This is a genomic window from Oryzomicrobium sp. (assembly GCF_036820405.1).
Taxonomy (GTDB): domain Bacteria; phylum Pseudomonadota; class Gammaproteobacteria; order Burkholderiales; family Rhodocyclaceae; genus Oryzomicrobium.
Genome location: NZ_DAISLS010000003.1, coordinates 48,976 through 73,859, shown reverse-complemented (window position 1 = coordinate 73,859; position 24,884 = coordinate 48,976). Strand labels below are relative to the sequence as shown.

Sequence of the window (24,884 nt, the reverse complement as noted above, 5' to 3'; positions counted from 1 at the left end):
GGCCAGGGGTTCGACGCGGAGTCCCCCGAGTCCCCAGACTTCCCCGACTCCCCGTTGATCACCGACCCATCCCCGATTCCACCGGGCTCGCGCCGTGCGCGGCGGGGCGCCGGTACTGACGATCCGGCCGATTATGACGTTCATTTCCGCCAACCTGCAAGCCGTGCGCGCGCGCATCCGACAGGCGGCCGCCGCCGCCGGCAGGGATGCCGAAGGCATTGATTTGCTGGCTGTTTCCAAGACCATGCCGGCCGAAGCGGTGGCCGAGGCCGCCGCCGCCGGCCAGCGCGCCTTCGGCGAGAACTACGTCCAGGAAGGCGTGGACAAGGCGCGCCAGCTGGCCGGCCTGGGGCTGGAGTGGCACTTCATCGGCCCCCTCCAGAGCAACAAGACCCGGCCGGTGGCCGAGACCTTCGCCTGGGTCCATTCCATCGACCGCCTCAAGCTCGCCGAGCGGCTGTCCGCCCAGCGCCCGGCGGGGCTGCCGCCGCTCAACGTGTGCGTCCAGGTCAATGTTTCCGGCGAGGACACCAAGAGCGGCTGCACCCTCGAAGAAGCGCCGGCCCTGTGCCGCGCCGTGGCCGCCCTGCCCAACCTCGCGCTGCGCGGCCTGATGGCGATTCCCGCGCCAGCCGATGAGGCGGCCGCCCAGCGCGAACCCCTGGCGCGGCTGCGCCAGCTGTTCGAACAACTCAACCGGGAAGGGCTGGCCCTGGACACCCTGTCCATGGGCATGTCCCACGACCTGGAAGCCGCCGTGATGGAGGGCGCCACGATGGTGCGCATCGGCACGGCGATCTTTGGCGAACGCAAGAAACCACAAGGACTGGAACAATGAAGATCGTCTTCCTCGGCGGCGGCAACATGGCCAACGCCCTCATCGGCGGCCTCACCGGCAAAGGCTTTGCCGGTGCCGACATCACCGTCATCGAACCCCACGCCGAGAACCGGGAACGCCTGGCCCGCGACTTCGGCGTCGCCACCCGGGAAGCCGCCGGCCAGGCCGGCGCCGAGGTGGCCGCCGCCGACGTGGTGGTGCTGGCGGTCAAGCCCCAGAGCATGAAGGAGGCGGTGGCCCCCCTGGCCGCCCACCTCAAGGACCAGCTGGTGGTGTCGATCGCCGCCGGCCTGCGCTTCGACGCCCTGTCGCGCTGGCTGGGTGGCCACGCCAAGATCGTGCGCACCATGCCCAACACCCCGGCCCTGGTGGGCGCCGGCATCACCGGCCTGTGGGCCGCCCCGGCGGTGAGCGCCGCCCAGCGCGACGCCGCGGCGCGCATTCTGGGCGCCGTGGGCGAGACCGTGTGGATCGACGACGAGGCCAAGATGGACGCGGTCACCGCCGTGTCCGGCTCCGGCCCGGCCTACGTCTTCCTGTTCATCGAGGCCTTGCAGCAGGCCGGGGCCGAACTCGGCTTCGACGCCGAAACCGCCCGCCAGCTGGCCATCGGCACCGTGCTCGGCGCCGCCAAGCTGGCCGCCGGCAGCCCGGAGCCGGCCAGCGTGCTGCGCGAGCGGGTCACCTCCAAGGGCGGCACCACCTTCGCCGCCCTGGAAGTGATGGCCGCCAAGGGGGTCAAGGAGGGCATCGTCGCCGGGGTGCACGCGGCCGACGCCCGGGGCAAGGAGCTGGGCGATCAGCTCGGCCAGGGCTGAGACGGGGAGCGCCCATGCTGCTGCAAATCGTCTTCTTCCTCATCGACACCCTGGCCAGCTTCTTCGCCGGCCTGATGCTGCTGCGTTTCCTGATGCAGCTGCGCCGCCTGTCCTTCGCCCATCCCCTCGGCCAGTTCGTCGTCAAGCTGACCAACTGGGCGGTGCTGCCCCTGCGCCGCGTCATTCCCGGCGTGGGCGGCTACGACTGGGCCAGTCTGCTGCCGGCCTGGGTGCTGCTGGCCGGGGTGCAGGGGCTGCAACTCGGCCTGGTCCTCGGCGGCGACGTGCTGCGCTGGCTGCCGGCGGCGGCCCTGTTCGGGGTGCTGGAGCTGATCCACCTGACCGTGGTGGTGTTCATCGCCCTGGTGCTGGTCCAGGCCATCCTCTCCTGGGTCAATCCCTACGCGCCCCTGGCCCGGCCGGTGGCCGAGCTGACCGAGCCGATCCTGGCGCCCCTGCGCCGCATCATCCCGACCATCTCGGGCATCGACCTGTCGCCCCTGGTGGCCCTGCTGGCCGGCCAGGTGGTGCTGATGCTGCTCTCCGGGGTGCGCGCCAGCCTGCTGCCGGCCCTGTTGTGAGCGGCAGCCCGGCCGCTGCGGTCCCGCCCGTCTGGTGGCGGGTCGGGCGGGACGGCACGGTGACCGTGGCCTTCCACGTTCAGCCCGGAGCGAAGAAGACCGAGGTGGCCGGCCCTCACGGCGAGGCGCTCAAGGTCAAGCTGGCCGCCCCGCCGGTGGACGGCAAGGCCAACGCCAGCCTGCTGGCCTTCGTCGCCGACATCCTGGGGCTGCCCAAGGCGGCGGTGACCCTGAAGAGCGGCCAGACTTCGCGCCAGAAAGTGGTGGAAATCCACGGCGCCCCGGCCGACGGGGCGCGGCGGCTGTACGCGGGCTGAGGGCGGGTTAAGTCTGGGGTGGGCCTGGGCTGGGGCGGACTGGTTTGCTCGGCCTTGCCAGCAGGCCAGAACAGGAGCTGCTGATCGCCCGGCCCACACGGCACGGCGCCTGTTCTCCGATTTACTACCCTGCCTGAAAGCCAATAGGGGCGGGCATCTTCACGGCATGTGCCTGGAGATGCCCGCCCCTATTGGCGTTTGGCGGGTGCTCCGTGGAGGTCCGCGCCAGGCGCGGGTTTCCACGGGGTAGGTCAGTGGCGGCCCTCAGTCCTGGCGGGCATAGACCAGCCGGCCGCCCACCAGGGTGGCGCTGGTCCGGCCGGTGACGGTGCGGCCGAGGAAGGGAGTGTTGCGGCCCCGGCTGACCAGGGTGTCGGCGTTGGCCGTCCAGGTGGCCTCGGGATCGAACAGCACCACGTCGGCGGGGGCGCCCGCCCCCAGGTCGCCGCCGGCCACGCCGAGCAAGGCGGCCGGGTCGCAGGTCAGGCGGGCCACGGCGGTGGCGAGCGGCACGCCGGCCTCCCTGGCCCAGGCCAGAGTCAGGGGGAGCAGCAGTTCCACGGCGCTGACCCCCGGGGTGGCTTCGCCGAAGGGCACCTGGCGCTCGTCGTCGGCCAGGGGGGTGTGGTCGGAACACACCGCCGCCAGGGTGCCATCGGCCAAGCCCTCGCGCAGGGCGGCCCGGTCGGCGGCGGTGCGCAACGGCGGGTCGACCCGGGTCAGGTTGTTGAAGAAGCCGATGTCCTCGTCGGTGAGGTGCAGGTGATGCACCGCCACGTCGGCGGACAGGGGCAGGCCCTGGGCGCGGGCGGTGCGCACCAGGGCGACGCCGGCGGCGGAGGACAGGCGGGTGAGGTGGATGCGCACGCCGGTGGCGCGGCACAACTCGACGATCTGGGCGATGGCCACGGTTTCGGCCACCACCGGGATGCCGGGCAGGCCGAGGCGGGCAGCCACCTCGCCGTCGTGGGCGACGCCGCCCCGGGCCAGGGACAGGTTCTGTGGGTAGCACCACACCGGGAAGTCGAAGGTGGCGGCGTATTGCAGGGCGCGCAGCAGGGACTGGCTCTCGCGCACGGCGCGCTTGGCCTGGGAGAAGGCGACGCAGCCTTCGGCGGCCAGGCCGGCCATCTCGGCCAGCTTCTCGCCGGCCAGGCCCTGGGTGAGGGCGCCGACGGGATGGACCCGGGCCAGGCCGGCGTCCTGGGCGCGGCGCACCAGGCGTTCCACCAGCTCGGGCTCGTCCATGGGCGGATCGCTGTCCGGCGGGCAGGCCAGGCGGGTCACGCCGCCGGCCACGGCGGCTTCCAGTTCCGGCTCCAGGCCGGGCAGGCGGGCGGCCAGATCGACGACGCCGGGCAGCACCAGCTGGCCGGCCGCATCCAGGGTCCGGTCGGCGGCAAAGCCGTCCGGGGTCTGGCCGGCGGGCAGCACCGCGGCGATTTTGCCGTCGGCGATGAACAGGTCCCGGGGGGCGTCGATGCCGTGCCTGGGGTCGACCACGCGGCCGTTCTTGATGGCGATCTTCATGGTGGTTTGGCTCATGTTCAGTTCCCCGCCAGGATGCTCATCACCGCCATGCGTACGGCGATGCCGAAGGTGACCTGGTCGAGGATCACCGCCTGGGGCCCGTCGGCCACGGCGGAGTCGATCTCGATGCCCCGGTTCATCGGCCCCGGGTGCATGACGATGGCGTCGGGTTTGGCCAGCTTGAGCTTGGCCGGGGTCAGCCCGAAGCGCTTGAAGTATTCGGAGGCGGAGGGCAGCAGGGCGCCATCCATGCGCTCGTTCTGCAAGCGCAGCATGATCACCACGTCGCAGTCCTTGAGACCTTCTTCCAGGTTGTGGAAGACCTTCACCCCCTGGGCCTCCAGGTGGGCCGGCAGCAGGGTCTTGGGGCCGACGGCGCGGATCTCGCCGCAGCCCAGGGCCCGCAGGGCGTGGATGTCGGAGCGGGCCACCCGGGAGTGCAGGATGTCGCCGACGATGGCCACGGTCAGCCCGGCGAAGTCACCCTTGTAGTGGCGGATCGTGTACATGTCGAGCAGGCCCTGGGTCGGGTGGGCGTGGCGGCCGTCCCCGGCGTTGACCACCCGGATGTCGTGGCGGCCGGTGCGGGCCAGGTGCTCGGCGATCAGGAAGGGGGCGCCGGAGGTGGCGTGGCGCACCACGAACATGTCGGCGTGCATCGAACAGAGGTTGTCGATGGTATCGAGCAGGGTCTCGCCTTTGGCCGTGGACGAGCGCGACACATCCAGGTTGATGACGTCGGCCGACAGCCGCTTGGCGGCGATTTCGAAGGTGGTGCGGGTGCGCGTCGAGTTCTCGAAGAACAGGTTGAAGACGCTCTTGCCGCGTAAGAGCGGCACCTTCTTCACGTCCCGGTCCGAAACCTCGAGGAAGCTCTTGGCGGTGTCCAGGATGTGGGTGATGGTCTGCCGCGGCAGGCCCTCGGTGGACAGCAGGTGCAGCAGCCGGCCGTCGGCGCCGAGCTGGGGAGAGGCGGGGGTGGGCGGGGTGGAGAGCAGGTCAGCCATTGGGCGGTCTCGCAAAAAGCAGGGGCTGAGGGGGATTTTCCATCAACCGTCTGACGCGGGCCGGGCCGCCTGGTGGGGCCCCGGCGTTCGTTCCGCCATCCGGTCGTCGGCAAATCCGCGTGAAGAGGCGGCGCCTACAGGGTGCCGAGTTTCCAGGAGAGGGTGCCGCCCTCGTCCTTTTCCAGGATCAGCTCTTCGCCGTCGTCCAGTTCCACATCCCAGACGCAGTACTGGGCGGCGATCGGCAGCTCGCGGCCGCCCCGGTCGGCGAGGACCGCCAGGTCCACCGCCGCCGGCCGGCCGTAGTCGAAGATTTCGTTGAGGGCGGCCCGGGTGGTGCGGCCGGTGTATAGCACGTCGTCCACCAGGATCAGGTGGCGGCCTTCCACCTCGAAGGGGATCGAGGTCGGCTTCACCTGGGGATGCAGCCCCTTCTCGCCGAAGTCGTCGCGGTAGAACGACACGTCGATCATGCCCACCGGCGCGTCGATGCCGAGCACCTCGCGCAGCCGTTCCGCCAGCCAGGCGCCGCCGGAGAAGATGCCCACCAGGGCGGTGTCGGCGGTCAGGTCGGGGCGGATCTTGGCGGCCAGCTCGGCCACCTGGGCTTCGGCGTCGGGAAGGGGCTTAGAGAGCATCGAGATATCCTTGCAGGATGAGTTGGGCCGCCACCGCATCCAGGTGCTGGCGGGCGGAGCGGCTGGAGTGGCCGGCCTCGTGGAGGCGGGATTCGGCGTCCGCCGAGGTCAGGCGCTCCTCGGCCAGGGCCACCGGCAGGCGGAAGCGGCCGTGGAGCTGGTTGGCGAAGCGCTCGCAGCGGGCGGTGAGTTCGTGGGGCGTGCCGTCCATGTGCACCGGCCGGCCCACCACCAGCCCCACCGGGCGCCATTCGGCGATCAGCTTGGCGATGGCGGCGAAGCGGGCATCCACCCGCTCGCCCTGGACCACGGTCAAGGGGTGGGCCTGGCGCAGCAGGGTCTCGCCGGTGGCCACGCCGATGCGCTTTTCGCCGAAATCGAAGCCGAGCAGGGTGCCGGCGGGCAGCACCACGGGAGGGGCGGAGGCGGGCGCCGGAGCCGGCGCGAGGGGGGCGGGGGCCGGCTGCTCAGGCATGCCCGGCGCCGCCGGCGAGGAAGGCCAGGTTCACGCCCAGCTTTTGCAGGGCGGCGGGGAGCCGTTCTTCCGGGGGCAGGACGAACAGTACGTCCGGGTCCGCCGGCACGGTCAGCCAGGCGTTCTGCATGATCTCGTCCTCGAGCTGGCCCGGCCCCCAGCCGGCGTAGCCGAGGGACACCAGCACCTCGGCCGGCTCGCCGGTGCCGCCGATGGATTGCAGCACGTCCCGGGAGCTGGTCAGGCCGATCTTGTCGCCCACCGCCAGGGTGGACTGGAAGCCGCCCACCGGACGGTGCAGGACGAAGCCCCGGTCGGTCTGCACCGGGCCGCCGAAATACACCGGCTGGGCGGCGAAGCCCGGGGCGTCGAGGGTCAGGTCCACCTTCTCGAACAACTCGGCCAGGGTCATGTCCAGAGGACGGTTGACCACCAGCCCGAGGGCGCCGCGCTCGTTGTGCTCGCACAGGTACACCAGGCTCTTGGCGAAATAGGGGTCCGCCATCGCAGGCATGGCGATCAGGAAGTGGTCGGTCAGCTGGCCGCTGGCGCTGGCCGCGGCGGGCGTGGACGGGGTTCCGGGAGAGGTCATGTCCCGAATTGTAAACCGCCCCGGGGTTCCCCCCAAATCCGGCGCGTTCCGGTCAACTGCCAGGGACGGCGAACAGCCAGGACAGGGTGCCCTTGTCCAGGGCGAATACGCCGCCGTGGCCGCGCTCGCCCTTGACCCGGTAGCTCTGGCCGGCCAGGAACACCTCCACCCCTTCATGCACGTCGCTGGCCGCCACCACCTGGGCGTCGCTGGCCAGTTCCACCTGGCGTTGCAGGAACTGGTCCCGGGCGGTCAGCTCGGCCAGTTCTTCGAGGAGGCGCAGGCGGGTCGGCCCGGCTTTTTCGACGAAGCCCGGCGGCAGGCGTTCCGGCTGCTTCTGGCCGAGGGCCAGCAACTGCACCAGCTGATCGAGCTGGCGGGCCTTTTCCTCCCGGCTGCGGGCGATGCTGGCGCGTTCGTGCAGTACCGCCTGGGGCACCCCCACCTCGATCCGGGTTTCGGCGTGGGAGGGGGAGCCGAGCACCTTGGCCTGGACCAGCAGCCCGGCCCGGGCGATGCCGCCGGCGAGCAGGCCGCGCTTCTTGTCGCCGACCAGGATGCGCTGGCCGGCGGAGAGCTGGCATTGCAGGGCCACGTCGTCGATGATGATCGCCTCGCTGGCCTCGATGGCCGCCTGCTGGACGAAGGTGGCGGTGAAGGTGCCCTCGCAGCGGATGCGCCGGCTGCCGCCCTCGGATTCGGGGCGGCCCAGGGCGCCGAGCACGCCGCCCTTGATGATGATGTTGCCGCCGGCCTCCAGGATGACGGCCTCAGCCGTGCCGCCGATCTCGATGTCGCCGCCGGCCTTGATGGTCATGCCGGCCTGGACGTCGCCCTCCACCGCCACCGAGCCTTCGAAGACGACATTGCCGGTGGCCATGTTCACCGCCCGCACCCGGTGGGTGGGCTCCACCATCACCCCGCCGCGCACCTCCACCGGCTGGCCGACCAGGGTGGCGGCCAGCAGGTCCGGGTCGTTCGGGTCCACCGCCACGCCGGCCAGGTTGGGGGCGAACATCATCTCCTTGCCCGGCTTGGCCGGGATCGCCAGGCCGGTGACGGTCTCGCCGGCCACCCCGGCGGTGGCATGGACGCGCCGCAGCAGGGGGGCGCCGGGCTGGACGGTCTGGATGTCGCCCAGGTTGCGGTAGTCCACCCGGCCGCTGGCGTCGATCTGGGGCACCCGGGAGCGCATGCCGGGCAGCAGGGATTCGAAGCGGCCGTCCTCGCCGGGCACCGGCTGGCGACCCACGGCCACCACCAAGGCCTCCCGGGTGCCGTTCTCGCCCAGGCCGGCGGCGAGGCGGATCACCGCGTCGTCGATGCCGGTGATCACGTTGCGCTCGTTCAGGGCGCGGCGGATGGCCGTCTCGTCGGCCGGAGCGCCGCCCTGGGGCGGGCGGATGGCCAGCCAGGCGGTCATGCGGTCTTCGGCCAGAGTGATCAGCACCTCGCCATCCAGGGCGTCGGCCACCGGCAGGGCGGCGATGGACTGGCCGTGGGCCAGGGCCTGGGCCAGCACCGGGATGGCGGCTTCCTTGGGCCGGCAGGCGCCGAAGCCGGCTTCGGCCAGGGCGGCGGCAATGGCTTCGGGCCCCTGGGCCGGGTCGGCGATGGCCGGCCCCCGGGTCGGGTCGAAGCTGGCCAGGACCGTCCCCCCTTCCCGCGCGAAGGCAAGCCCCGGCAGCTTGCCGGCGGCGGGGGACGTGGCGGTGCTGGCGTCCATGGTGGGTTCTCCTTGTGTGCGCTCTTGTCGGCGCTGCGGCGGCGCTCCTGGCGCCGCCTCGATCGCGGGGGCGGGCGTTGGGGGGCCGGCCGTTGTTGGGGCTGAAGTATGGCCTTTATTGCGCGCCGCCGCATCCCGCAGTGCAGCGCCGGGGCGATAATCCGCCCACCCGTTTTTTCGAGCCCCTCCGTCCTGCCATGCCGATCCTGCCGCCGCCGTCCGCCGACGCCGCCCTGGTCTGGTTCCGCCGCGACCTGCGCGACTACGACCACGCCGCCCTGTACCGTGCCCTCAAGTCCGCCCGCCGGGTGTATTGCGCCTTCGTCTTCGACCGGCCGATCCTCGACCCCCTGCCCCGGGACGACCGGAGGGTGGAGTTCATCCACGGCAGCGTGGCCGAGCTCGATGCCGCCCTGCGCGCCCAGGGCGGCGGGCTGATCGTGCGCCACGGCGACGCCGCCACCGAGATACCCCGCCTGGCGGCAGCCCTGGGTGCGGGGGCGGTGTTCGCCAACCGGGACTACGAGCCGGCGGCCATCGCCCGGGACGCCCGGGTGGCCGCCGAACTGGCCGAGTCCGGTATTGCCTTTGGCGCCACCAAGGACCAGGTGGTGTTCGACGGCGACGAGGTGCTTACCCAGGGGGGGGCGCCGTTTTCCGTGTTCACCCCCTACAAGAACGCCTGGCTGAAACGCCTGGCGGCCCCGGGGGGCGACTTCTACCTGCGCCCCTACCCGACCGAGGGGGCCGGTTTCGGCATCCTGGCCGCGCCGCCGGCGGAACTGGATTCACCGCTGCCCAGCCTGGCCGACCTGGGCTTCGCCCCCACCAACCTGGCGGACCTGAAGGTGCTGCCCGGCATGGCCGGCGCCCGGGCGCGGCTGGCCGACTTTCTGCCCCGGCTGGCCCGTTACAAGGCCCTGCGCGACTTCCCCGGGGTGAAGGGCGTCTCCTACCTGTCGGTGCACCTGCGCTTTGGCACCCTGTCGATCCGGGAACTGGCCGGCCTGGCCTGGCGCGACGGCGGCGAAGGGGCCCAGGCCTGGCTCAACGAGCTGATCTGGCGCGACTTCTACTTCATGATCCTGGCCCGCCATCCCCGGGTGGTCGGCGCCTGCTTCCGCCCCGAGTACGACGCTCTGGCCTGGGACGAGGGGCCGGACGCGGAGGAGCGCTTCGCTGCCTGGTGCGCGGGGCGCACCGGCTACCCCCTGGTGGATGCGGCCCAGCGCCAGCTCAACCAGACCGGCTACATGCACAACCGGCTGCGCATGGTCTCCGCCTCGTTCCTCACCAAGGACCTGGGCATCGACTGGCGGCGCGGGGAGGCTTACTTCGCCGAACAGCTGATCGACTTCGACCTGGCTGCCAACAATGGCGGCTGGCAGTGGGCGGCCTCCACCGGCTGCGACGCCCAACCCTACTTCCGCATCTTCAACCCGGTCACCCAGTCGGAGAAGTTCGACCCGGAGGGCCACTTCATCCGCCGCTACGTGCCCGAGCTGGCGGCGGTGCCGATCAAGCACCTGCACGCGCCGTGGACCATGGGGCCCCTGGTGCAGGAGGCCTGCGGGGTGAAGATCGGCCGGGACTACCCGGCCCCGGTGGTGGACCACGCCAGCGCCCGGGAGGCGACCCTGGCGCGCTTTGCCAAGGTGCGGGGAACGGAGCCGGACGGCCAGGGCTAGGGCCGGCCCCGGGGCGGCGGTTGCATCAGAAAAAGCTAAACTACTGATCCTGATAACCACAATAGTCCGGAGACCCCATGTCCCACGCCCCACGCCCCCTGAACGATTCCGATCCTGCTTCCGCCCCTGCCGGGCGCCGCCGCTTTCTCGGCCTGGCCGCCGGGTTGGCCGCCGGCGCGGCCCTGGGGCCCAGCCTGTCGGCCTTCGCCGAGGACATGAAAATGGCGGTCAAGGGGCCGCCGGTGCGCGACATCGCCCCCTTGCGCCTGACGCCCCGGGTCTGGGTGATCCAGGCGCCGGACGGCTTCCCCACCCCGGAGAACCACGGGATGATGGCCAACGTCACCTTCGTCTCCACCGGCAAGGGCGTGGTGGTGATCGATTCCGGCGCCTCGGTGCAGATCGGCGAGATGGCCATCCGCCAGCTGAAGAGGCTCACCGACGAGCCGGTGGTGGCGATCTTCAATTCCCACTACCACGGCGACCACTACCTGGGTAACCAGGCCTTCGTCGACGCCTTCGGCGCGGGCAAAAACTCCCTGCCGATCTACGCCCACGCCGAGACCATCAAGGCCATCCGCGGCCACGAGGGCGAAAGCTGGCGCGCCGCCATGGAGCGCTGGACCAACCTGGCCTCGGCCGGCACCCGGGTGGTGCCGCCCAACACGGCGGTGGACCACGGCCAGGAGTTCCGCATCGGCGACCGCACCTTCCGCCTCCACCACCTGGGCCATGCCCACACCCCGGGCGACATCAGCGTCGAGGTGGTGGAGGACGGGGTGACCCACGTCGGCGACATCGCCATGGACCGGCGCATCGCCAACATGGACGACGGTTCCTACGTGGACACCTTCAAGACCTACGACATGCTCATCGCCAACACCCGCACCAAGGTGTGGATTCCCGCCCACGGGGTGCCTTCGGCCGGGGTGCTGCAATGGAACCGGGAGCTGTTCGCCGGCATCTACGAAACCTGCGTCCAGGCGGTGCAGGACGGCCTGCCCTTGGAGGCGGCCAAGGCCCGGGTGCTCAAGGACCCCCGGGTGGCCTCCCGGGCCGCCGAGACCAAGGGCTTCGACAACAACATCGGCAAGTACGTCAGCCTGGCCTACCTGGAGGCGGAAGCGGCGTCGTTCTGAGCCCCGCGCCAATAGGGCGTCTCCAGAGGACGGTGGCGGAGAGTGGCGCCCAGTCTCGTTCTCCGGCCAATGCCCATGAAGAACAACGCCCCGCCTGGGTTTCCGGGCGGGGCGTTTTTCCTGGTGCGAGTCGGAGTGATGTGGTGTGGCGTGGTGTGACGTGACTGCGATAGGCCGGGTGCTCAGGGCTTGCCCGACGGGCGGCGCGAACGGGCGGTTTCCAGCTGTTCGCACAGCCGCTCGGCGCCTTGCAGCAGGCGCGGCGTGTGGCGCTGGATCAGGGCCGGCGGAATGAAGAACAGGTTGCCCCGGGCCACCGCCGTGACGCGCGTCCAGCGCTTCCAGTCGTCGAGCCAGTCGGGGCGTTCTTCGCCCATGCCGCTGGCGACGATGGCCTCCGGGTTGGCCGCCAGCACCGCCTCCACCGACACCGTGGGGGCCATGGTGTCCAGGTTGGTGAAGACGTTTTCGCCGCCGCACAGGCGGATCACGTCGGAGATGATCTGGTGGCCGCCCACGGTCAGCAGCGGCTGCTTCCACACCTGATAGAAGACCCGCACCTTGGGGCGCTGCCGGTAGCGCTTGTCCAGGTCGGCCAGCTGGCGGCGGAACCGGTCGGCGGCGGCCTCGGCGGCGGGGGCGGTGCCGGCCAGCTGGCCCAGTTTCTCCAGGCTCGTCGCCACGTCCTCGATGCGGTTGGGCTGGGACAGGAACAGGGGCAGCCCCAGGGACTTGAGCTTGTCCAGGTGGGCGACGGCGTTGCCGCTCTGCCAGGCGATCACCAGGTCCGGCTTGGCGGCGGCCACCGCCTCCAGGTCGATGCGCGAATAGCCGCCCACCCGGGGCAGCTTGGTGGCGGCTTCCGGATAGTCGCTGTGCTCCACGGTGGCCACCACCCGGTCTCCGGCGCCGGCGGCGTAGAGCAGCTCGGTGATGTGGGGCGCCAGGCTGACGATGCGCTTGGCCGGGGCCGCCAGGGTGACGGTCTGGCCGGTGTCGTCCACCACGCTCACCGGCGCGGCCAGGGCGGCCGTGTTGGCAACGAGTCCCAGGACGGCGGCCGCCAGGACGGCGCGGGAGGGGAAAAAGCGGAAGGGGAGGCGGATCATCGCAATGCCTTGAAGTCGTCGAGGGCCCGGGCCAGGCGCTGCCAGGCGGCGGAATGGGGGAGGTCGGCGGGATCACCGGAATCGCAGGAATCCGCCGACGTGGCCGAGGGCAGGCCGAAGCGCACCCGGCCCTGGGGGGCGAACAGGCGCGCCAGCAGGCCGCGCCGGGCCAGGTGGTCGTAGAGAGCGGTGGCCTGCTCCGGGCCCAGGGTCAGGGTCTGGAACAGGGCGCAGCCGGCCACTGGCCCCAGGGGGGCGAGCAGGGACGCCAGGCGGGCGGCGGCGCGGCCCAGGTCGGCGGCGGCGCGGCGTTGCCAGGCCCCATCCGCTAGGGCGGCCCGGGCTGCCCAGCGCGACGGGCCGGCCACCGGCCAGGGGCCCAGGGCCTCGGCCAGGCGGGCGGCCAGGGCCGGGGCGAGCAGGACAAAGCCGACCCGGGCGCCGGCCAGGCCGTAGAACTTGCCCAGGGAGCGCAACACGATCAGCCCCGGGTAGGCCGGCGAACCGGCGAAGGGGGCCACCGAGCCGTCGTCCGTGGCATCGGTGGCATCTGCACCGCCCGCTAGGCTGTCGGCGTCGGCAAAGGCCTCGTCCACCACCAGCCAGCCGCCCCGGGCCTGGAGAAGGCGGGCGGCGTCGAGCAGGGCGGCGCGGGAAAAGCGGGTGCCGTCCGGGTTGTTCGGGTTGCCCAGCACCACCACGTCGTGGCGGGCGGCGGCCTCCAGCAGCCCGTCGGCGGCGAAGGTGGCGAGGCGGTGGCTGCTCCCGTGGCCGGTCCGGGTTTCCCAGGCGTAGGGGTGCTCGGCGTAGGTGGGGGCGAGCACCGCCACGCTGCTGGCCGGGCGCAGGGCCGGCAGGGCCTGGATGGCGGCCTGGGAACCGGGCAGGGCGAGCAGGGCCGCCGCCGGGTCGGCGCCGTAGGCGGCGCGGGCGGCGGCTTCCAGGCCGTCGTCGCCCTCGGGCAGACGCTGCCAGGCTTCCGGCGGAATGGTCGGCAGGGGGTAGACCGCCGGGTTGATGCCGGTGGACAGGTCGAGCCAGTCCTGCCGAGGGATGCCGTAGCGCAGGCTGGCGGCGTGGAGGCGGCCGCCGTGCTCAAGCATGGGCGCCTCCCGCCAGGGCGGCCAGGGTGACGCGGGTGAGCACGGCAACGGCGCCGAGCAGCAGGGCGGCGGCCAGCCACAGGCCGGCGCTGCGCCGGATCAGCACCAGGGCCCGGCCCAGGTCGCGGCGGTCCGGGGTGCGGCCGGCCCCCAGGGGCGGGCGGACTTCCTCGACACCGTGGTAGATGGCGGCGCCGCCCAGTTGCACACCCAGGCTGCCGGCGCCGGCAGCCATCACCGGCCCGGCGTTGGGGCTGTCCCAGGCCGGCGCCTGGGTCTTCCAGCAGGCCAGGGCGGTGGCCCGGTCGCCGAGCAGGGCGTAGGTCAGGGCCGTGAGCCGGGCGGGAACCCAGTTGAGCAGGTCGTCGATGCGCGCCGCGGCCCAGCCGAAGCGCAGGAAGCGCGGCGTGCGGTAGCCCCACATGGCGTCCAGGGTGTTGGCCAGGCGGAACAGTACGGCGCCGGGGCCGCCCAGCACGAGGAACCAGAACAGGGCGCCGAACACGGCGTCGTTGCCGTTTTCCAGCAGGGATTCGACCCCGGCCTTGGCCACGCCGGATTCGTCCAGGTTCGAGGTGTCGCGGGAAACCATCCAGCCCACGTGGGTGCGGGCGGCGGCCAGGTCGCCCCGGGCCAGGTCGTCGGCCACCCGGGCGCCGTGCTCGGCCAGGCTGCGCTGGCCCAGGGCGAAGTACAGGCACAGGGCGTGGAAGACCGCCCCGAGCCAGGGCTGGGCGCATAGCCAGGCCGCCAGGGCCACCGGCGGCAGTACCGCCACCGCCCAGGCCAGGATGCCCAGGGGACGGCCGCCGCGCAATTCGTGGCCGGTGGCCTCGGCCACGGCGGTGAGGGGGTTGAACAGGGCCTCGATGCGCTGGGCCAGGGTGCCGAAGCCCACCAGCGGGTGCCAGCGGCCGACCTCGCCGAAGCGGCGGTCCAGGGCCCAGCCGGCCAGGGCCAGGAGCGGCAGGAGCAGGGGCGAGAGAAGGACGGGCCAGGAGGGCAGGGCGGCAGTCATGCGACAATCGGGGCGTTGGAAATGATGCCGGGCGTGGCGATCCGAGAGATCCGCCGAATTCCGGAAAACGGATTAAAACGGATTCGGCGCCGGCGCGGGCCGTCATTATCGCCTCCCCGGGCCGCTTTTCAGCGGATTTGCCCGCCGGTTGGCGGCCGGGCCCCGGTTTTTTGCCCCCGCTGCGGGGGTTTTTCCACCGACATCCAGCGCGGCGCGCCATGCCGCCGCCCTTTCGCCCCAGTCCCGATCCCGCTTTCGCTTTCGCTGCCGCAATGACCATGTCTTCCACCGCTCCTGCCGATTCCCCCGCCACCCCGCCTGCCCCGCGCATCCCCACCCTGATGGTCCAGGGCTGCACTTCGGACGCCGGCAAGAGCACCGTGGTGGCCGGGCTGTGCCGCCTGTTCGCCCGGCGCGGGGTGAGGGTGGCGCCCTTCAAATCCCAGAACATGGCGCTCAACGCGGCGGTCACCGAGGACGGCGGCGAGATCGGCCGGGCCCAGGCCCTCCAGGCCCTGGCCGCCGGCCTCAAGCCCCACACCGACTTCAACCCGATCCTGCTCAAGCCCACCACCGACCGGCGCGCCCAGGTGATCGTGCATGGCCACCCGGTGGCCGACCTGGACGCCCGGGATTACCACGCCTACAAGACCCGGGCCATGGCGGCGGTATTGGAATCCCACGCCCGCCTGTCCCGGGCCTACGAATGCCTGCTGGTGGAAGGGGCCGGCAGCCCGGCGGAGATCAACCTGCGCGACCGGGACATCGCCAACATGGGCTTCGCCGAGGCGGTGGACTGCCCGGTGATCCTGGTGGCGGACATCGACAAGGGTGGCGTGTTCGCCCACCTGGTGGGCACCCTGGACCTGCTCTCGCCCTCCGAGCAGGCCCGGGTGCGCGGCTTCGTCATCAACCGCTTCCGCGGCGACATCTCGCTGCTCGAACCCGGCCTGCGCTGGCTGGAAGAGCGCACCGGCAAGCCGGTACTGGGGGTGCTGCCCTACCTGCACGGCCTGTTCCTCGACGCCGAGGACGCCCTGGGCACCGCCACCGTGGCCAAGGTGGCGCCCAAGCTGACGGTGATCGCCCCGGCCTATCCCCGGGTGTCCAATCACAACGACCTGGACCCCCTGCGCCTGCATCCGGAGGTGGATTTCCGCTGGATCGGCCCGGGCCAGACCCCGCCCCCGGCGGACCTGGTGGTGCTGCCCGGCTCCAAGGCGGTCCAGGCCGACCTGGCCTGGCTGGAGGAGCAGGGCTGGATTCCTTACCTGAAGCGCCACCTGCGCTACGGCGGCAAGGTGATCGGCCTGTGCGGCGGCTACCAGATGCTGGGCGAGTGGCTGCACGACCCCCAGGGACTGGAAGGGGCGCCGGGCAGCCGTTCCGGCCTGGGGGGGCTGGAGGTGGAAACCACCCTGGAAGCGGAAAAGCAGCTGCGCAACGTGGCCGGCCGGCTGGCCCTCAAGGGCCTGCCCGGGGTGCCCGACGGGGCGGCGGTGCAGGGTTACGAGATCCACATGGGCGTCACCCGGGGGCCGGGCTGCGGCCGGCCGGCGGTGTGGCTGTCGGCGCCGGGCATGGTGCTGCCCCGGCCGGACGGGGCCATCTCCGAGGACGGCCAGGTGCTCGGCACCTACTGCCACGGCCTGTTCGACGATCCCCAGGCCCTGACCGCCCTGCTCGCCTGGGCGGCCCAAGGCAGTGGCCGGGACGGGGCGCAGAGCGGCTTTCAGACGGTGGATTTGGCCGCCCGGCGCGAAGCCGACCTGGACCGGTTGGCGACTAGCATCGCCGAACACCTGGACCTGACGCTGCTGGCTGACTGCCTGCCGGAGCGGGCTCTGGCCGGGGGGTGATGGTGTGAGGCGACGGGCGGCCCGCCGGATGCGGGCTGCGCCGTGAGCAATGCGGTGGGTGCCGCGCTCAGTCGCGCAGCATGGTGAACACGCGCAGGAACTGGCCGTCGTGCCACAGGCCGTCCAGGCGCACCGCCAAGTCGTGCAGGCTGATCGGGTCCATGGCGAACTCGACCATCGCCAGGGGCTTGTCCGGGTTGCCTTCGGTGATCAGGGTCACGGCGACGACTTCGCCGTAGCGTTCCAACCCGGCGCGGATGTCGTCGGGGCTGGCGTCGGGGGGAAAACCGCCCAGACAGAGCTTGGCCATGGGGCCTCCTTTCGCTGCGGGCCGCCGGGACGGCTTGGCGCCGCCCCGGCGGGCCGGGTTAGAGCAGGGGAGCGTCGTCCTTTTCGCCGGTCTCGTAGACCACGTTGGCGCGGCCGACGATGAGCGGGTCCAGGGGGCCGATGCGCTCCAGGTCCTTCTTGGCGTAGGGCAGCTTGTGCAGCACGTAGCGCAGGGCGTTGAGGCGCGCCCGCTTCTTGCAGTCCGACTTGACCACCGTCCAGGGTGAATCGGCGGTGTCGGTGTAGAAGAACATCGCTTCCTTGGCCTTGGTGTAGTCGTCCCACTTGTCGAGGGAGGCCAGGTCGATGGGGGATAGCTTCCACTGCTTGAGCGGATGGTTCTCCCGTTCCTTGAAGCGGCGGCGCTGCTCGGCCCGGCTCACCGAGAACCAGAACTTGATGACGTGGATGCCGCTGCGCGCCAGGTTGCGCTCGAATTCCGGGCACTGGCGCATGAATTCGTTGTACTCGTCGCCGTCGCAGAAGCTCATCACCTTCTCGACCCCGGCCCGGTTGTACCAGGAACGGTCGAACAGGACGATCTCGCCGGCGGTGGGCAGGTGCTGGATGTAGCGCTGGAAGTACCACTGGCCCTTTTCCACCTCGGAGGGCTTCTCCAGGGCCACCACCCGGGCGCCCCGGGGGTTGAGGTGCTCCATGAAGCGCTTGATGGTGCCGCCCTTGCCCGCGGCGTCGCGGCCTTCGAACAGGATCACCACCCGCTGGCCGGTCTCCTTGACCCAGGCCTGGAGCTTGAGCAGCTCCACCTGCAGGCGGTACTTCTGCCGCTCGTAGTTCTTGCGCGACATCAGGTTCTTGTAGGGGTAGCCGCCCAGGCGCCAGTGTTCCGACAGCTCGTCGTCCGGCGAGGCCGTCGGCTGCTGGGTGCTGGCCGACAGCAGGGTGGCGCGCAGGGCCTCGATGTCGTCGGGGGAGGCGCCGGCCAGGATGGCTTCCAGGGTCTGGGACACCTTGCCGTCGGTCTGGCGGGCGGCGGCCTTGAGGATGTCGCTGACGGCGGTGACCTTGGCGTTCTCGGCGGCGGCGATGGCCTGGCCCACTTCGAAACGCTCGATGGCTTGGGGCGTCAGGGCCGGGGCGGTGTCGCCGGCGCTGGCGCGGCGCGGGGCCTCGGCGCCGACGGGCTTGCGGGAACGGGGAGAGGGGGTTTTCTTGTTGTTGTCGGCTTCCATGCGGCAAAACTCCTGTGGCTCACGGTGAAAGGACACTGCCGGGCCATTGTAGTCCGTGCCGCCGGCATGAACCCATACCGTTGCTGTGGGTTTTGGTGTGTTTTTTGTGCGCTTTTTCCTACCAAGCGTGAGGCGCGGCCGGAGGGCGGCAGCGTATCGACTATGCGCCGGCCGGCTCAGACCGGGCGTTTCAGCGCCACGGGGCAGCCCGCGGCCACCAGGGTGGCCGCGTCGCAGGCCTGGGCGACCCACTGGTTGAGGCGGCCCTGCTCGTCGGTGAACAGCCGGGTGGAGGCACCCATCGGCACGATGCCCCAGCCCACTTCGTTGGATACCAGCAGGATGCGCCCGGGCAGGGTCGGCAGCGCCGCCAGCAGGGCGTCCATCTGGCCGCGGAAGAGGGGGCAGTCCACCGCCTCGCCGGCCTCGGCCTGGGCGGCGGCCCGGCCGGTGAACAACAGGTTGGTCAGCCACAGGGTGAGGCAATCGACCACCAGGCAGACGTCCGGGGCGGCGTGGCGGGCCAGGGCCCCGGCCAGCTCCAGGGGTTCCTCCACCACCTGCCAGTCCGCCGGGCGGACGGCCCGGTGGCGGGCGATGCGCGCCCGCATCTCGTCGTCCCGGGCCTCGGCGGTGGCCACCACCACCACCCGGCGGCCGGGAGCCTGGCCCTGCCAGGCCAGCGCCTGGCCTTCGGCGTAGGCGCTCTTGCCGGAGCGGGCGCCGCCCACCACCAGCTCGTGCAGGCCGGCGGTCGCGGAAACGGGAGGGGCCGGGGGGGGAAAGGGGGGAGAAGGGGGGGCGGAAAGGCTCATGGGGCGTCAGGGTAGCATGGGGGTGGGGGAGTAGAATCCCGCCCTTTGCCGCATCCACCATTCCTCCGTTTCGAGTTCCCCATGCTGCCCACCGTCCACGCCCCCGACCGCATTCTGGTTCCCGCCCTGCGCGCCAAGATCGACCGCAAGACCAAGCCCCTCGGCGCCCTCGGCCAGCTGGAGGAGCTGGCCTTGCAGATCGGCCTGATCCAGCAGACCCTGACCCCCTCCCTGGGCGCGCCCCACGTGGCGGTGTTCGCCGGCGACCATGGCGCGGCCAAGGCCGGCGTGTCGGCCTATCCCCAGGACGTGACCTGGCAGATGGTGGAGAATTTCCTCGCCGGCGGTGCCGCCATCAATGTCTTCGCCAAGGCCAACGGCCTGGGGCTGACCGTGGTGGATGCCGGTGTAGCCCACGACTTCGGCGGCGAGCGGGGCGGCAACGGCGTGGCCTTCGTCTCGGCCAAGATCGCCCCGGGCACCGCCAATTACCTGGAAGGCCCGGCCATGACCCCGGCCCAGCGCGACGAGGCCCTGGGCGCCGGTGCCGCCCTGGTGGCCGACCTGGCGGCCAAGGGCTGCAACGTGGTCGGCTTTGGCGAGATGGGCATCGGCAACACCGCCAGCGCCTCCCTGATCACCCACTGCCTGACCGGCGCGCCCCTGGCGGATTGTGTCGGCCGCGGCACCGGCCTGGACGACGCCGGCCTGGCGCGCAAGCAGGCCCTGCTCGCCACCGCCCTGGAGCGCTACCGCCAGTCCGGCGGCGGCGACGATCCCCTGGACGTGCTGGCCGCCTTCGGCGGTTTCGAGGTGGTGCAGATGGCCGGCGCCATGCTGGCCGCCGCCGCCAAGCGCATGGTGGTGCTGGTGGACGGCTTCATCGTCGGCAGCGCCGCCCTGGCGGCGATCCGCCTGCAACCGGCCCTGCGCGACTACTGCGTGTTCTGCCACTGTTCCGCCGAACCGGGCCACGCCGCCCAGCTGGCGGCCCTCAACGCCCGTCCCCTGATCGACCTGGGCCTGCGCCTGGGCGAAGGCACCGGCGCCGCCCTGGCCTGGCCGATGGTGCGGGCCGCCGTGGCCTTCCTCAACGACATGGCGAGCTTCGAGTCCGCCGGCGTCAGCGACAAGGACGGTGCGCCGGACGGCGATACCGAGTAATCGAGCAATGGGGATTGCCCGCCCGCCGGGCGCGTGAAATCCCCCGTCGGCTCGTCACCTAATCGTCACCTATTTCGCACGCCCATCCTTTATGCGCCTGCTGGTCCGCGAACTCGCCTGCTTCTTTGCCGCCGTGCGCTTCTTCACCCGTCTGCCGGTGCCGGCCTGGGTGGGGCATTCGGCGGAGCTGCTCGACGCCGCGCCCCGCTACTTTCCCGCCGTGGGGCTGGTGGTGGGCGGCATCGGCGCCGCCGTGTTCTGGCTGGCCGCCCTGGTGTGGCCCCAGCCGGTGGCGGTGCTGTTGTCGATGGCGGCGACCCTCTACGCCACCGGCGCCTTCCACGAGGACGGCCTGTCGGACATGGCCGATGGCTTCGGCGGCGGCTGGACCCGGGAGCGCATCCTGGAAATCATGAAGGACTCCCGGGTCGGCAGCTACGGCGTCACCGCCCTGATCCTGGCCCTGGCCGGCAAGGCCACCCTGCTGTCGCTGCTGCCCGCCGCCTGGGTGCCGGCGGCCCTGGTGGCCGGCCACGCCGTGTCGCGCTTTTGCAGCGGCGCCCTGATGGCGCTGCTCGACTACGTGCGCGGCGATGGCGCGGCCGGGGGCAATGGCGCGAGCAAGGCCCGCCCCGTGGCCGCCCGCATGTCCCCCGCCGCCCTTGCGTTAGCCGGCCTGTTCGCCGCCGCGGGCCTGGGGCTGTGGTGCCTGCTGGCCCCGCCGCTGCCCCTGCTGCCAGCCCTGGCCTTGGCCCTGCTCGCCACCGCCTGGCTGGTGCGGCTGATGCGGCGCAACCTGGGGGGCTATACCGGCGACTGCCTGGGGGCGGTTCAGCAGGCGAGCGAACTGGCCTTCTACCTGGGGCTGCTGGCCCGTTGGCCGGCCGTCTGACGGAGGCGGCGCGCGCCCGGCGACGGTGCCGCACCGGCCTGGAGCATGATTCATGCATGAAACGCATGTGCTTTTAGCGCCAAAAAGACAAAGGTCCGCGCCGGATTTGGCGATTGACCCGCCGGCCGGCATCATTCATGACGAAATTCGATGAATCGTAGGCAGCACCCATGACCGCAGTTCCGGCCCCTTTGCGCCTCCACCTGATCCGCCACCCGGCGGTGGCTGCTCCGCCGGGCATTTGCTACGGCCAGAGCGACGTGCCCCTGGCCGCCTCGCCGGCCGATGCTGCCGCGCGGCTGCGCCCCCTGCTGCCGGCGGCGGCGTTGCCCGTGCCGGTCTATTCCAGCCCCCTTTCGCGCTGCCTGGCCCTGGCCCGGGCGCTGCATCCGGAGCCGGCGGTGGACCCCCGCCTGATGGAGATGGCCTTCGGCACCTGGGAAGGGCGCACCTGGGAGGACATCGGTGCAGAACCCCTGACCGCCTGGGCCGAGGACATCAGCGATTTCGCCCCGCCCGCCGGGGAATCGGCGCGCATGCTCCAGGGCCGGGTGCTGGAATGGCTCGACGACCTGGCCGCCGAGGCCCGGGACCACGACGCCGCCCAGGGAGCGGCCGCCGACCGGGTGGTGGTCACCCACGGCGGCGTGGTCCGCGCCCTGGTGGGGGCCGTGCTGGGCATCGCCCCCGCCGACTGGTTCCGCCTCCAGGTGGATTTCGCCGCCGTGACCCTGGTGGAATGGCCCCTGGTGGCGGGAGCGCCGCCCCGACTGCTGGCCTTGAACCGCTGACCGCCAGCACCGGCCCGGGGCGGCCCTCGCCGCAACCATGCCGGGGTTGGCGCCGGGGCCTACTTTTATGGCGTTTCCCGCCGTTCTCCGCCCCGTTTCCGGTCTTTTCCCCGGTGTTCCGGGGCGTGGCACGGTAGAATGCGCGGCCATGAGCGCGTCTCCCGTCACCTCCGCCACCCCCTTGTCCTTCACCGCCCGGGTCCCCGACCCGGTGCCTCTGCACGAGGTGCGGCGGGTGCTGGTGATCAAGCTGCGCCACCACGGCGACGTGCTGCTCTCGTCCCCGGTCTTCTCGGTGCTCAAGGCCGCCGCGCCCCGCGCCGAGATCGACGCCCTGGTCTACGCCGACACCCGGGAGATGCTCGCCGGCCACCCGGCCATCGCCCAACTGCACACCATCGACCGCGCCTGGAAGAAGCTCGGCCCCCTGGGCCAGCTGGGCGCCGAATGGGGCCTGCTGCGTACCCTGCGCGGGCGGCGCTACGACCTGGTGCTGCACCTCACCGAACACCGCCGTGGCGCCTGGATCACCCGCCTGTGCGGCGCCCGCTACGGGGTGGCGCCCAAGGTCAAGGGCCGGGGCGGCAGTTGGAAGCGCAGCTTCAGCCATTTCGTCGAGGCGCCGAGCAATGCCCTGCGCCACACCGTCGAGCGCAACCTGGATTTCCTGCGCCGCATCGGCGTCTATCCGGTGCCGGCGGAACGGGGCGTGGTGCTGGTGCCCGGCGCCGCGGCGGACGCCCGGGTGGCCGGGTTGCTGGCCGAAGCCGGCCTGGCGCCGGGGAACTTCGTGCAGATCCACCCGGCGTCGCGCTGGATGTTCAAGGGCTGGACCCTGGACGGCTGGATCGATCTGGCCGCCCGGCTGCTGGCCCGGGGCACCCACGTGGTGTTCACCGGCGCCCCGTCCCCCGCCGAACAGGGGCTGGTCCAGGCCATCCGCGCCGGCTTGCCGGCGGGCCTCGCCGACGCGCCGGGGCGGGTGCTCGACCTGTCGGGCCAGCTTTCCCTCAAGGAGCTGGCCGCCCTGACCGCCCAGGCCCGAGCCTTCGTCGGTGTCGATTCGGCGCCGATGCACATCGCCGCCGCCATGGGCACCCCGGCGGTGGCCCTGTTCGGCCCCTCCGGCGACAAGGAATGGGGCCCCTGGCCGATCAGCGGCGCCGGCCGCGCCGTGCCCCACCGGGTGGTGGCCAGCACCCGCCACCCCTGCCGGCCCTGCGGCATCGACGGCTGCGGCGGCGGCAAGGTGAGCGACTGCCTGGTGTCCCTGACCCCGGAAAACGTCTTCGCCGCCCTGGACGCCCTGCTTGCCGAAGCCGAGGGAAGCTGGCGCTAGCGCCTAAGTCCCGACGTCTACCGCTTACCTCATAACCTGCCGACCACGACCATCCGCCGCTTCTTGCCCATGGCCAATTCCTCCGACTCCAAGCCTTCCTTCAGCGCCAGCCGCGACGTCTATTTCCGCCTGCTGGGCTACGTCCGCCCCTACTGGCGGGCGATCGCCCTGGCCCTGCTGGCGACGGCCATCACCGCGGCCACCGAGCCTCTCTTCCCGGCTCTGCTCAAGCCCATGCTCGACCAGGGCTTTGCCGCAGCGTCCAAGGACAAGGCCGAGGCGTTCACGAACCCCCTGTGGATTCCCGCCGGCATCGTCGGCGTGTTCATCCTGCGCGGCATCTTCAACTATCTGTCGTCCTACGGTTTCGCCTGGGTGTCCCAGAAGGTGGTGACCGACATCCGCCAGGCGATGTACGCCAAGCTGGTACGCCTGCCGGTGGGCTACTTCCAGCAGAACTCGTCCAGCGTGCCGATGACCAAGATCGCCTACGACGTGTCTGGGGTGGCGGCGGCGGCCACCGACGCGGTGGTGACCATCGTCAAGGATTCCATGACCGTCATCGGGCTGCTGATCTGGCTGTTCTGGCTGAACTGGGAGCTGACCCTGGTGTGCTTCATCCTGATCCCCACCGTGGCGGTGGTGGTCAAGGCCTTCTCCGGGCGTCTGCGCCGCGCCGGCCGCGACTCCCAGCGCGGCATGGCGCACATGATCCAGATCCTCCAGGAAAGCGCCCTGTGCAACCGGGTGATCAAGATCTTCGGCGGCGAACCCCAGGAGCTGGAGCGCTTCACCGCCGCCAACCAGGCCCTGCGCCGCTACAACATGCGCGCCAACGTGGCCGCCGCGGCCACCACGCCGATCACCCAGCTGTTCGCCGCCATCGCCGTGTCGGTGGTGGTGTTCGTCGCCCTCAAGCAGTCGGACAGCGGCCACACCACGGTGGGCAGTTTCGTCTCCTTCATCACCGCCATGCTGATGCTGCTGGCGCCGCTCAAGCACCTGGCCGACGTCAATGCTCCCCTGCAGCGCGGCCTGGCTGCCGCCGAAAGCGTCTTCGCCCTGCTCGACGAGGCTGAGGAGCAGGACGAGGGCACGGCGGCGCCGGCCGCGGTGGACGGACGCATCGATTTCCGCCACGTCACCTTCCGCTATCCCGGCGCCGAGCGGGATGCTCTCCAGGACGTGACCCTGGCGGTGGAGCGAGGCCAGACCGTGGCCCTGGTGGGCCAGTCCGGCGGGGGCAAGTCGACCCTGGCCACCCTGCTGCCGCGCTTCTTTGCCCCGACCTCGGGCCAGATCCTGCTCGACGGCCTGGACCTGCAGAACTATTCGCTGACCGGGCTGCGCCGGCACATCGCCTACGTCAGCCAGGAAGTGCTGCTGTTCAACGACACCATCGCCGCCAACATCGCCTACGGCACCCTGCGTGGCGCCTCGCCGGAGGACATCCGCGCCGCCGCCCGGGCCGCCCATGCCCTGGAATTCATCGAGGCCCTGCCCGACGGTTTCGATACCCTGATCGGCGAGAACGGCGTGCGCCTATCCGGCGGCCAGCGCCAGCGCCTGGCGATCGCCCGGGCCCTGCTCAAGAACGCCCCGATCCTGATCCTGGACGAGGCCACCTCGGCCCTCGACAACGAATCCGAGCGCGCCGTCCAGGCCGCCCTGGATACCCTGATGGAAGGCCGCACCACCCTGGTGATCGCCCACCGCCTGTCCACCATCGAACGGGCCGACCAGATCGTGGTGCTCAACCGGGGCCGCATCGTCGAGCAGGGCAGCCATGCCGAGTTGCTGGCCAAGAACGGAGCCTACGCTGCGCTTTACCGCAACCAGTTGGTCATTGATGAAAGCGGTGCCGACGTCTTGCCGCTCTAAGCCGCGACGCGACTGCTCCTGATCTCTACCCACGCCGAGAC

General features: G+C 71.6%; 24 protein-coding genes. 12 read left to right on the top strand and 12 right to left on the bottom strand.

Annotated features, from left to right (window positions below; all coding sequences use genetic code 11):
* The first annotated feature begins 133 nt into the window (after positions 1-133).
* The 4 genes from V7Z98_RS03400 to V7Z98_RS03385 are packed head-to-tail and all read left to right on the top strand — an operon-like array spanning position 134 to position 2,554.
* Positions 134-838 (top strand): YggS family pyridoxal phosphate-dependent enzyme, encoded by a 705-nt coding sequence (locus V7Z98_RS03400; protein ID WP_334156993.1) that lies wholly within the window; start codon positions 134-136, stop codon positions 836-838.
* A complete protein-coding gene (gene proC, locus V7Z98_RS03395) occupies positions 835-1,656 on the top strand; it encodes a pyrroline-5-carboxylate reductase (RefSeq protein WP_334156992.1) in 822 nt (273 codons plus the stop codon). Before V7Z98_RS03400 ends, proC begins: the two co-directional genes overlap by 4 nt.
* Before the next feature lie 14 nt (positions 1,657-1,670).
* Entirely contained in the window at positions 1,671-2,237 is a 567-nt protein-coding gene (locus V7Z98_RS03390) for a YggT family protein (RefSeq protein ID WP_293263112.1), read from the top strand.
* A gap of 59 nt (positions 2,238-2,296) precedes the next feature.
* Positions 2,297-2,554 (top strand): DUF167 domain-containing protein, encoded by a 258-nt coding sequence (locus V7Z98_RS03385; protein WP_442951810.1) that lies wholly within the window; start codon positions 2,297-2,299, stop codon positions 2,552-2,554.
* A gap of 264 nt (positions 2,555-2,818) precedes the next feature.
* Here the strand turns inward: V7Z98_RS03385 and V7Z98_RS03380 are convergent, their stop codons facing one another.
* The 6 genes from V7Z98_RS03380 to V7Z98_RS03355 all read right to left on the bottom strand — a co-directional run bounded on the left by V7Z98_RS03380 (position 2,819) and on the right by V7Z98_RS03355 (position 8,522).
* Entirely contained in the window at positions 2,819-4,099 is a 1,281-nt protein-coding gene (locus tag V7Z98_RS03380; protein WP_334156991.1) for a dihydroorotase, read from the bottom strand.
* Between the two features lie 2 nt (positions 4,100-4,101).
* Positions 4,102-5,091: an aspartate carbamoyltransferase catalytic subunit gene (locus V7Z98_RS03375; RefSeq protein ID WP_293263108.1), complete on the bottom strand. Its 990-nt coding sequence runs from the start codon at positions 5,089-5,091 to the stop codon at positions 4,102-4,104.
* 134 nt (positions 5,092-5,225) lie between these two features.
* Positions 5,226-5,729, bottom strand: a complete 504-nt coding sequence (gene pyrR, locus V7Z98_RS03370; protein ID WP_293263106.1) for a bifunctional pyr operon transcriptional regulator/uracil phosphoribosyltransferase PyrR — start codon at positions 5,727-5,729, stop codon at positions 5,226-5,228.
* A complete protein-coding gene (gene ruvX / locus V7Z98_RS03365; RefSeq protein ID WP_293263104.1) occupies positions 5,719-6,204 on the bottom strand; it encodes a Holliday junction resolvase RuvX in 486 nt (161 codons plus the stop codon). Before ruvX ends, pyrR begins: the two co-directional genes overlap by 11 nt.
* Positions 6,197-6,796: a YqgE/AlgH family protein gene (locus V7Z98_RS03360; protein WP_442951806.1), complete on the bottom strand. Its 600-nt coding sequence runs from the start codon at positions 6,794-6,796 to the stop codon at positions 6,197-6,199. The genes ruvX and V7Z98_RS03360 overlap by 8 nt, the downstream gene beginning before the upstream one ends.
* 52 nt (positions 6,797-6,848) lie before the next feature.
* On the bottom strand, positions 6,849-8,522 hold the full coding sequence (locus V7Z98_RS03355; protein WP_334156990.1) for a DUF342 domain-containing protein: 1,674 nt from the start codon (positions 8,520-8,522) through the stop codon (positions 6,849-6,851).
* 197 nt (positions 8,523-8,719) lie between these two features.
* Between V7Z98_RS03355 and V7Z98_RS03350 the strand changes: the two genes are divergently transcribed.
* Together V7Z98_RS03350 and V7Z98_RS03345 are read left to right on the top strand one after the other, a co-directional pair.
* Positions 8,720-10,210, top strand: a complete 1,491-nt coding sequence (locus V7Z98_RS03350) for a cryptochrome/photolyase family protein (protein ID WP_334156989.1) — start codon at positions 8,720-8,722, stop codon at positions 10,208-10,210.
* A gap of 77 nt (positions 10,211-10,287) precedes the next feature.
* Positions 10,288-11,349 (top strand): MBL fold metallo-hydrolase, encoded by a 1,062-nt coding sequence (locus V7Z98_RS03345; protein WP_334156988.1) that lies wholly within the window; start codon positions 10,288-10,290, stop codon positions 11,347-11,349.
* 182 nt (positions 11,350-11,531) lie between these two features.
* On the opposite strand, the gene V7Z98_RS03340 is transcribed toward V7Z98_RS03345, so the two are convergent.
* Genes V7Z98_RS03340 through cbiB form a run of 3 tightly spaced genes read right to left on the bottom strand, consistent with a single transcriptional unit; the run spans position 11,532 to position 14,579 of the window.
* On the bottom strand, positions 11,532-12,458 hold the full coding sequence (locus tag V7Z98_RS03340; RefSeq protein ID WP_334156987.1) for a cobalamin-binding protein: 927 nt from the start codon (positions 12,456-12,458) through the stop codon (positions 11,532-11,534).
* Entirely contained in the window at positions 12,455-13,561 is a 1,107-nt protein-coding gene (gene cobD, locus V7Z98_RS03335; protein ID WP_334156986.1) for a threonine-phosphate decarboxylase CobD, read from the bottom strand. Before cobD ends, V7Z98_RS03340 begins: the two co-directional genes overlap by 4 nt.
* Positions 13,554-14,579, bottom strand: coding sequence for an adenosylcobinamide-phosphate synthase CbiB (gene cbiB, locus V7Z98_RS03330; protein WP_334156985.1), 1,026 nt, complete (start codon positions 14,577-14,579; stop codon positions 13,554-13,556). Before cbiB ends, cobD begins: the two co-directional genes overlap by 8 nt.
* A 341-nt stretch (positions 14,580-14,920) precedes the next feature.
* Here cbiB and V7Z98_RS03325 point away from each other — a divergent pair, with 341 nt between their 5' ends.
* A complete protein-coding gene (locus tag V7Z98_RS03325; protein ID WP_334157113.1) occupies positions 14,921-16,438 on the top strand; it encodes a cobyric acid synthase in 1,518 nt (505 codons plus the stop codon).
* 67 nt (positions 16,439-16,505) lie between these two features.
* On the opposite strand, the gene V7Z98_RS03320 is transcribed toward V7Z98_RS03325, so the two are convergent.
* From V7Z98_RS03320 to cobU, 3 genes are all read right to left on the bottom strand, one after another.
* The gene (locus tag V7Z98_RS03320; RefSeq protein ID WP_293263088.1) at positions 16,506-16,748 is read right to left on the bottom strand and encodes an RNA recognition motif domain-containing protein; all 243 of its coding nucleotides are present in this window, start codon (positions 16,746-16,748) and stop codon (positions 16,506-16,508) included.
* Positions 16,749-16,806: 58 nt separating this feature from the next.
* A complete protein-coding gene (gene ppk2 / locus V7Z98_RS03315; protein WP_293263086.1) occupies positions 16,807-17,961 on the bottom strand; it encodes a polyphosphate kinase 2 in 1,155 nt (384 codons plus the stop codon).
* A gap of 176 nt (positions 17,962-18,137) precedes the next feature.
* Entirely contained in the window at positions 18,138-18,776 is a 639-nt protein-coding gene (gene cobU, locus V7Z98_RS03310; RefSeq protein WP_293263084.1) for a bifunctional adenosylcobinamide kinase/adenosylcobinamide-phosphate guanylyltransferase, read from the bottom strand.
* Positions 18,777-18,857: 81 nt separating this feature from the next.
* Here cobU and cobT point away from each other — a divergent pair, with 81 nt between their 5' ends.
* The 5 genes from cobT to msbA all read left to right on the top strand — a co-directional run bounded on the left by cobT (position 18,858) and on the right by msbA (position 24,843).
* Positions 18,858-19,940, top strand: a complete 1,083-nt coding sequence (gene cobT, locus V7Z98_RS03305) for a nicotinate-nucleotide--dimethylbenzimidazole phosphoribosyltransferase (protein ID WP_293263082.1) — start codon at positions 18,858-18,860, stop codon at positions 19,938-19,940.
* A 91-nt stretch (positions 19,941-20,031) separates the two neighbouring features.
* Entirely contained in the window at positions 20,032-20,832 is an 801-nt protein-coding gene (locus V7Z98_RS03300; RefSeq protein ID WP_334156984.1) for an adenosylcobinamide-GDP ribazoletransferase, read from the top strand.
* A 170-nt stretch (positions 20,833-21,002) separates the two neighbouring features.
* Positions 21,003-21,623 (top strand): histidine phosphatase family protein, encoded by a 621-nt coding sequence (locus V7Z98_RS03295; protein ID WP_334156983.1) that lies wholly within the window; start codon positions 21,003-21,005, stop codon positions 21,621-21,623.
* A 148-nt stretch (positions 21,624-21,771) separates the two neighbouring features.
* Entirely contained in the window at positions 21,772-22,962 is a 1,191-nt protein-coding gene (gene rfaQ, locus V7Z98_RS03290; RefSeq protein ID WP_334156982.1) for a putative lipopolysaccharide heptosyltransferase III, read from the top strand.
* 69 nt (positions 22,963-23,031) lie between these two features.
* Complete coding sequence (gene msbA, locus V7Z98_RS03285; RefSeq protein WP_334156981.1) at positions 23,032-24,843, top strand: lipid A export permease/ATP-binding protein MsbA; 1,812 nt, start codon at positions 23,032-23,034, stop codon at positions 24,841-24,843.
* Positions 24,844-24,884: the final 41 nt, after the last annotated feature.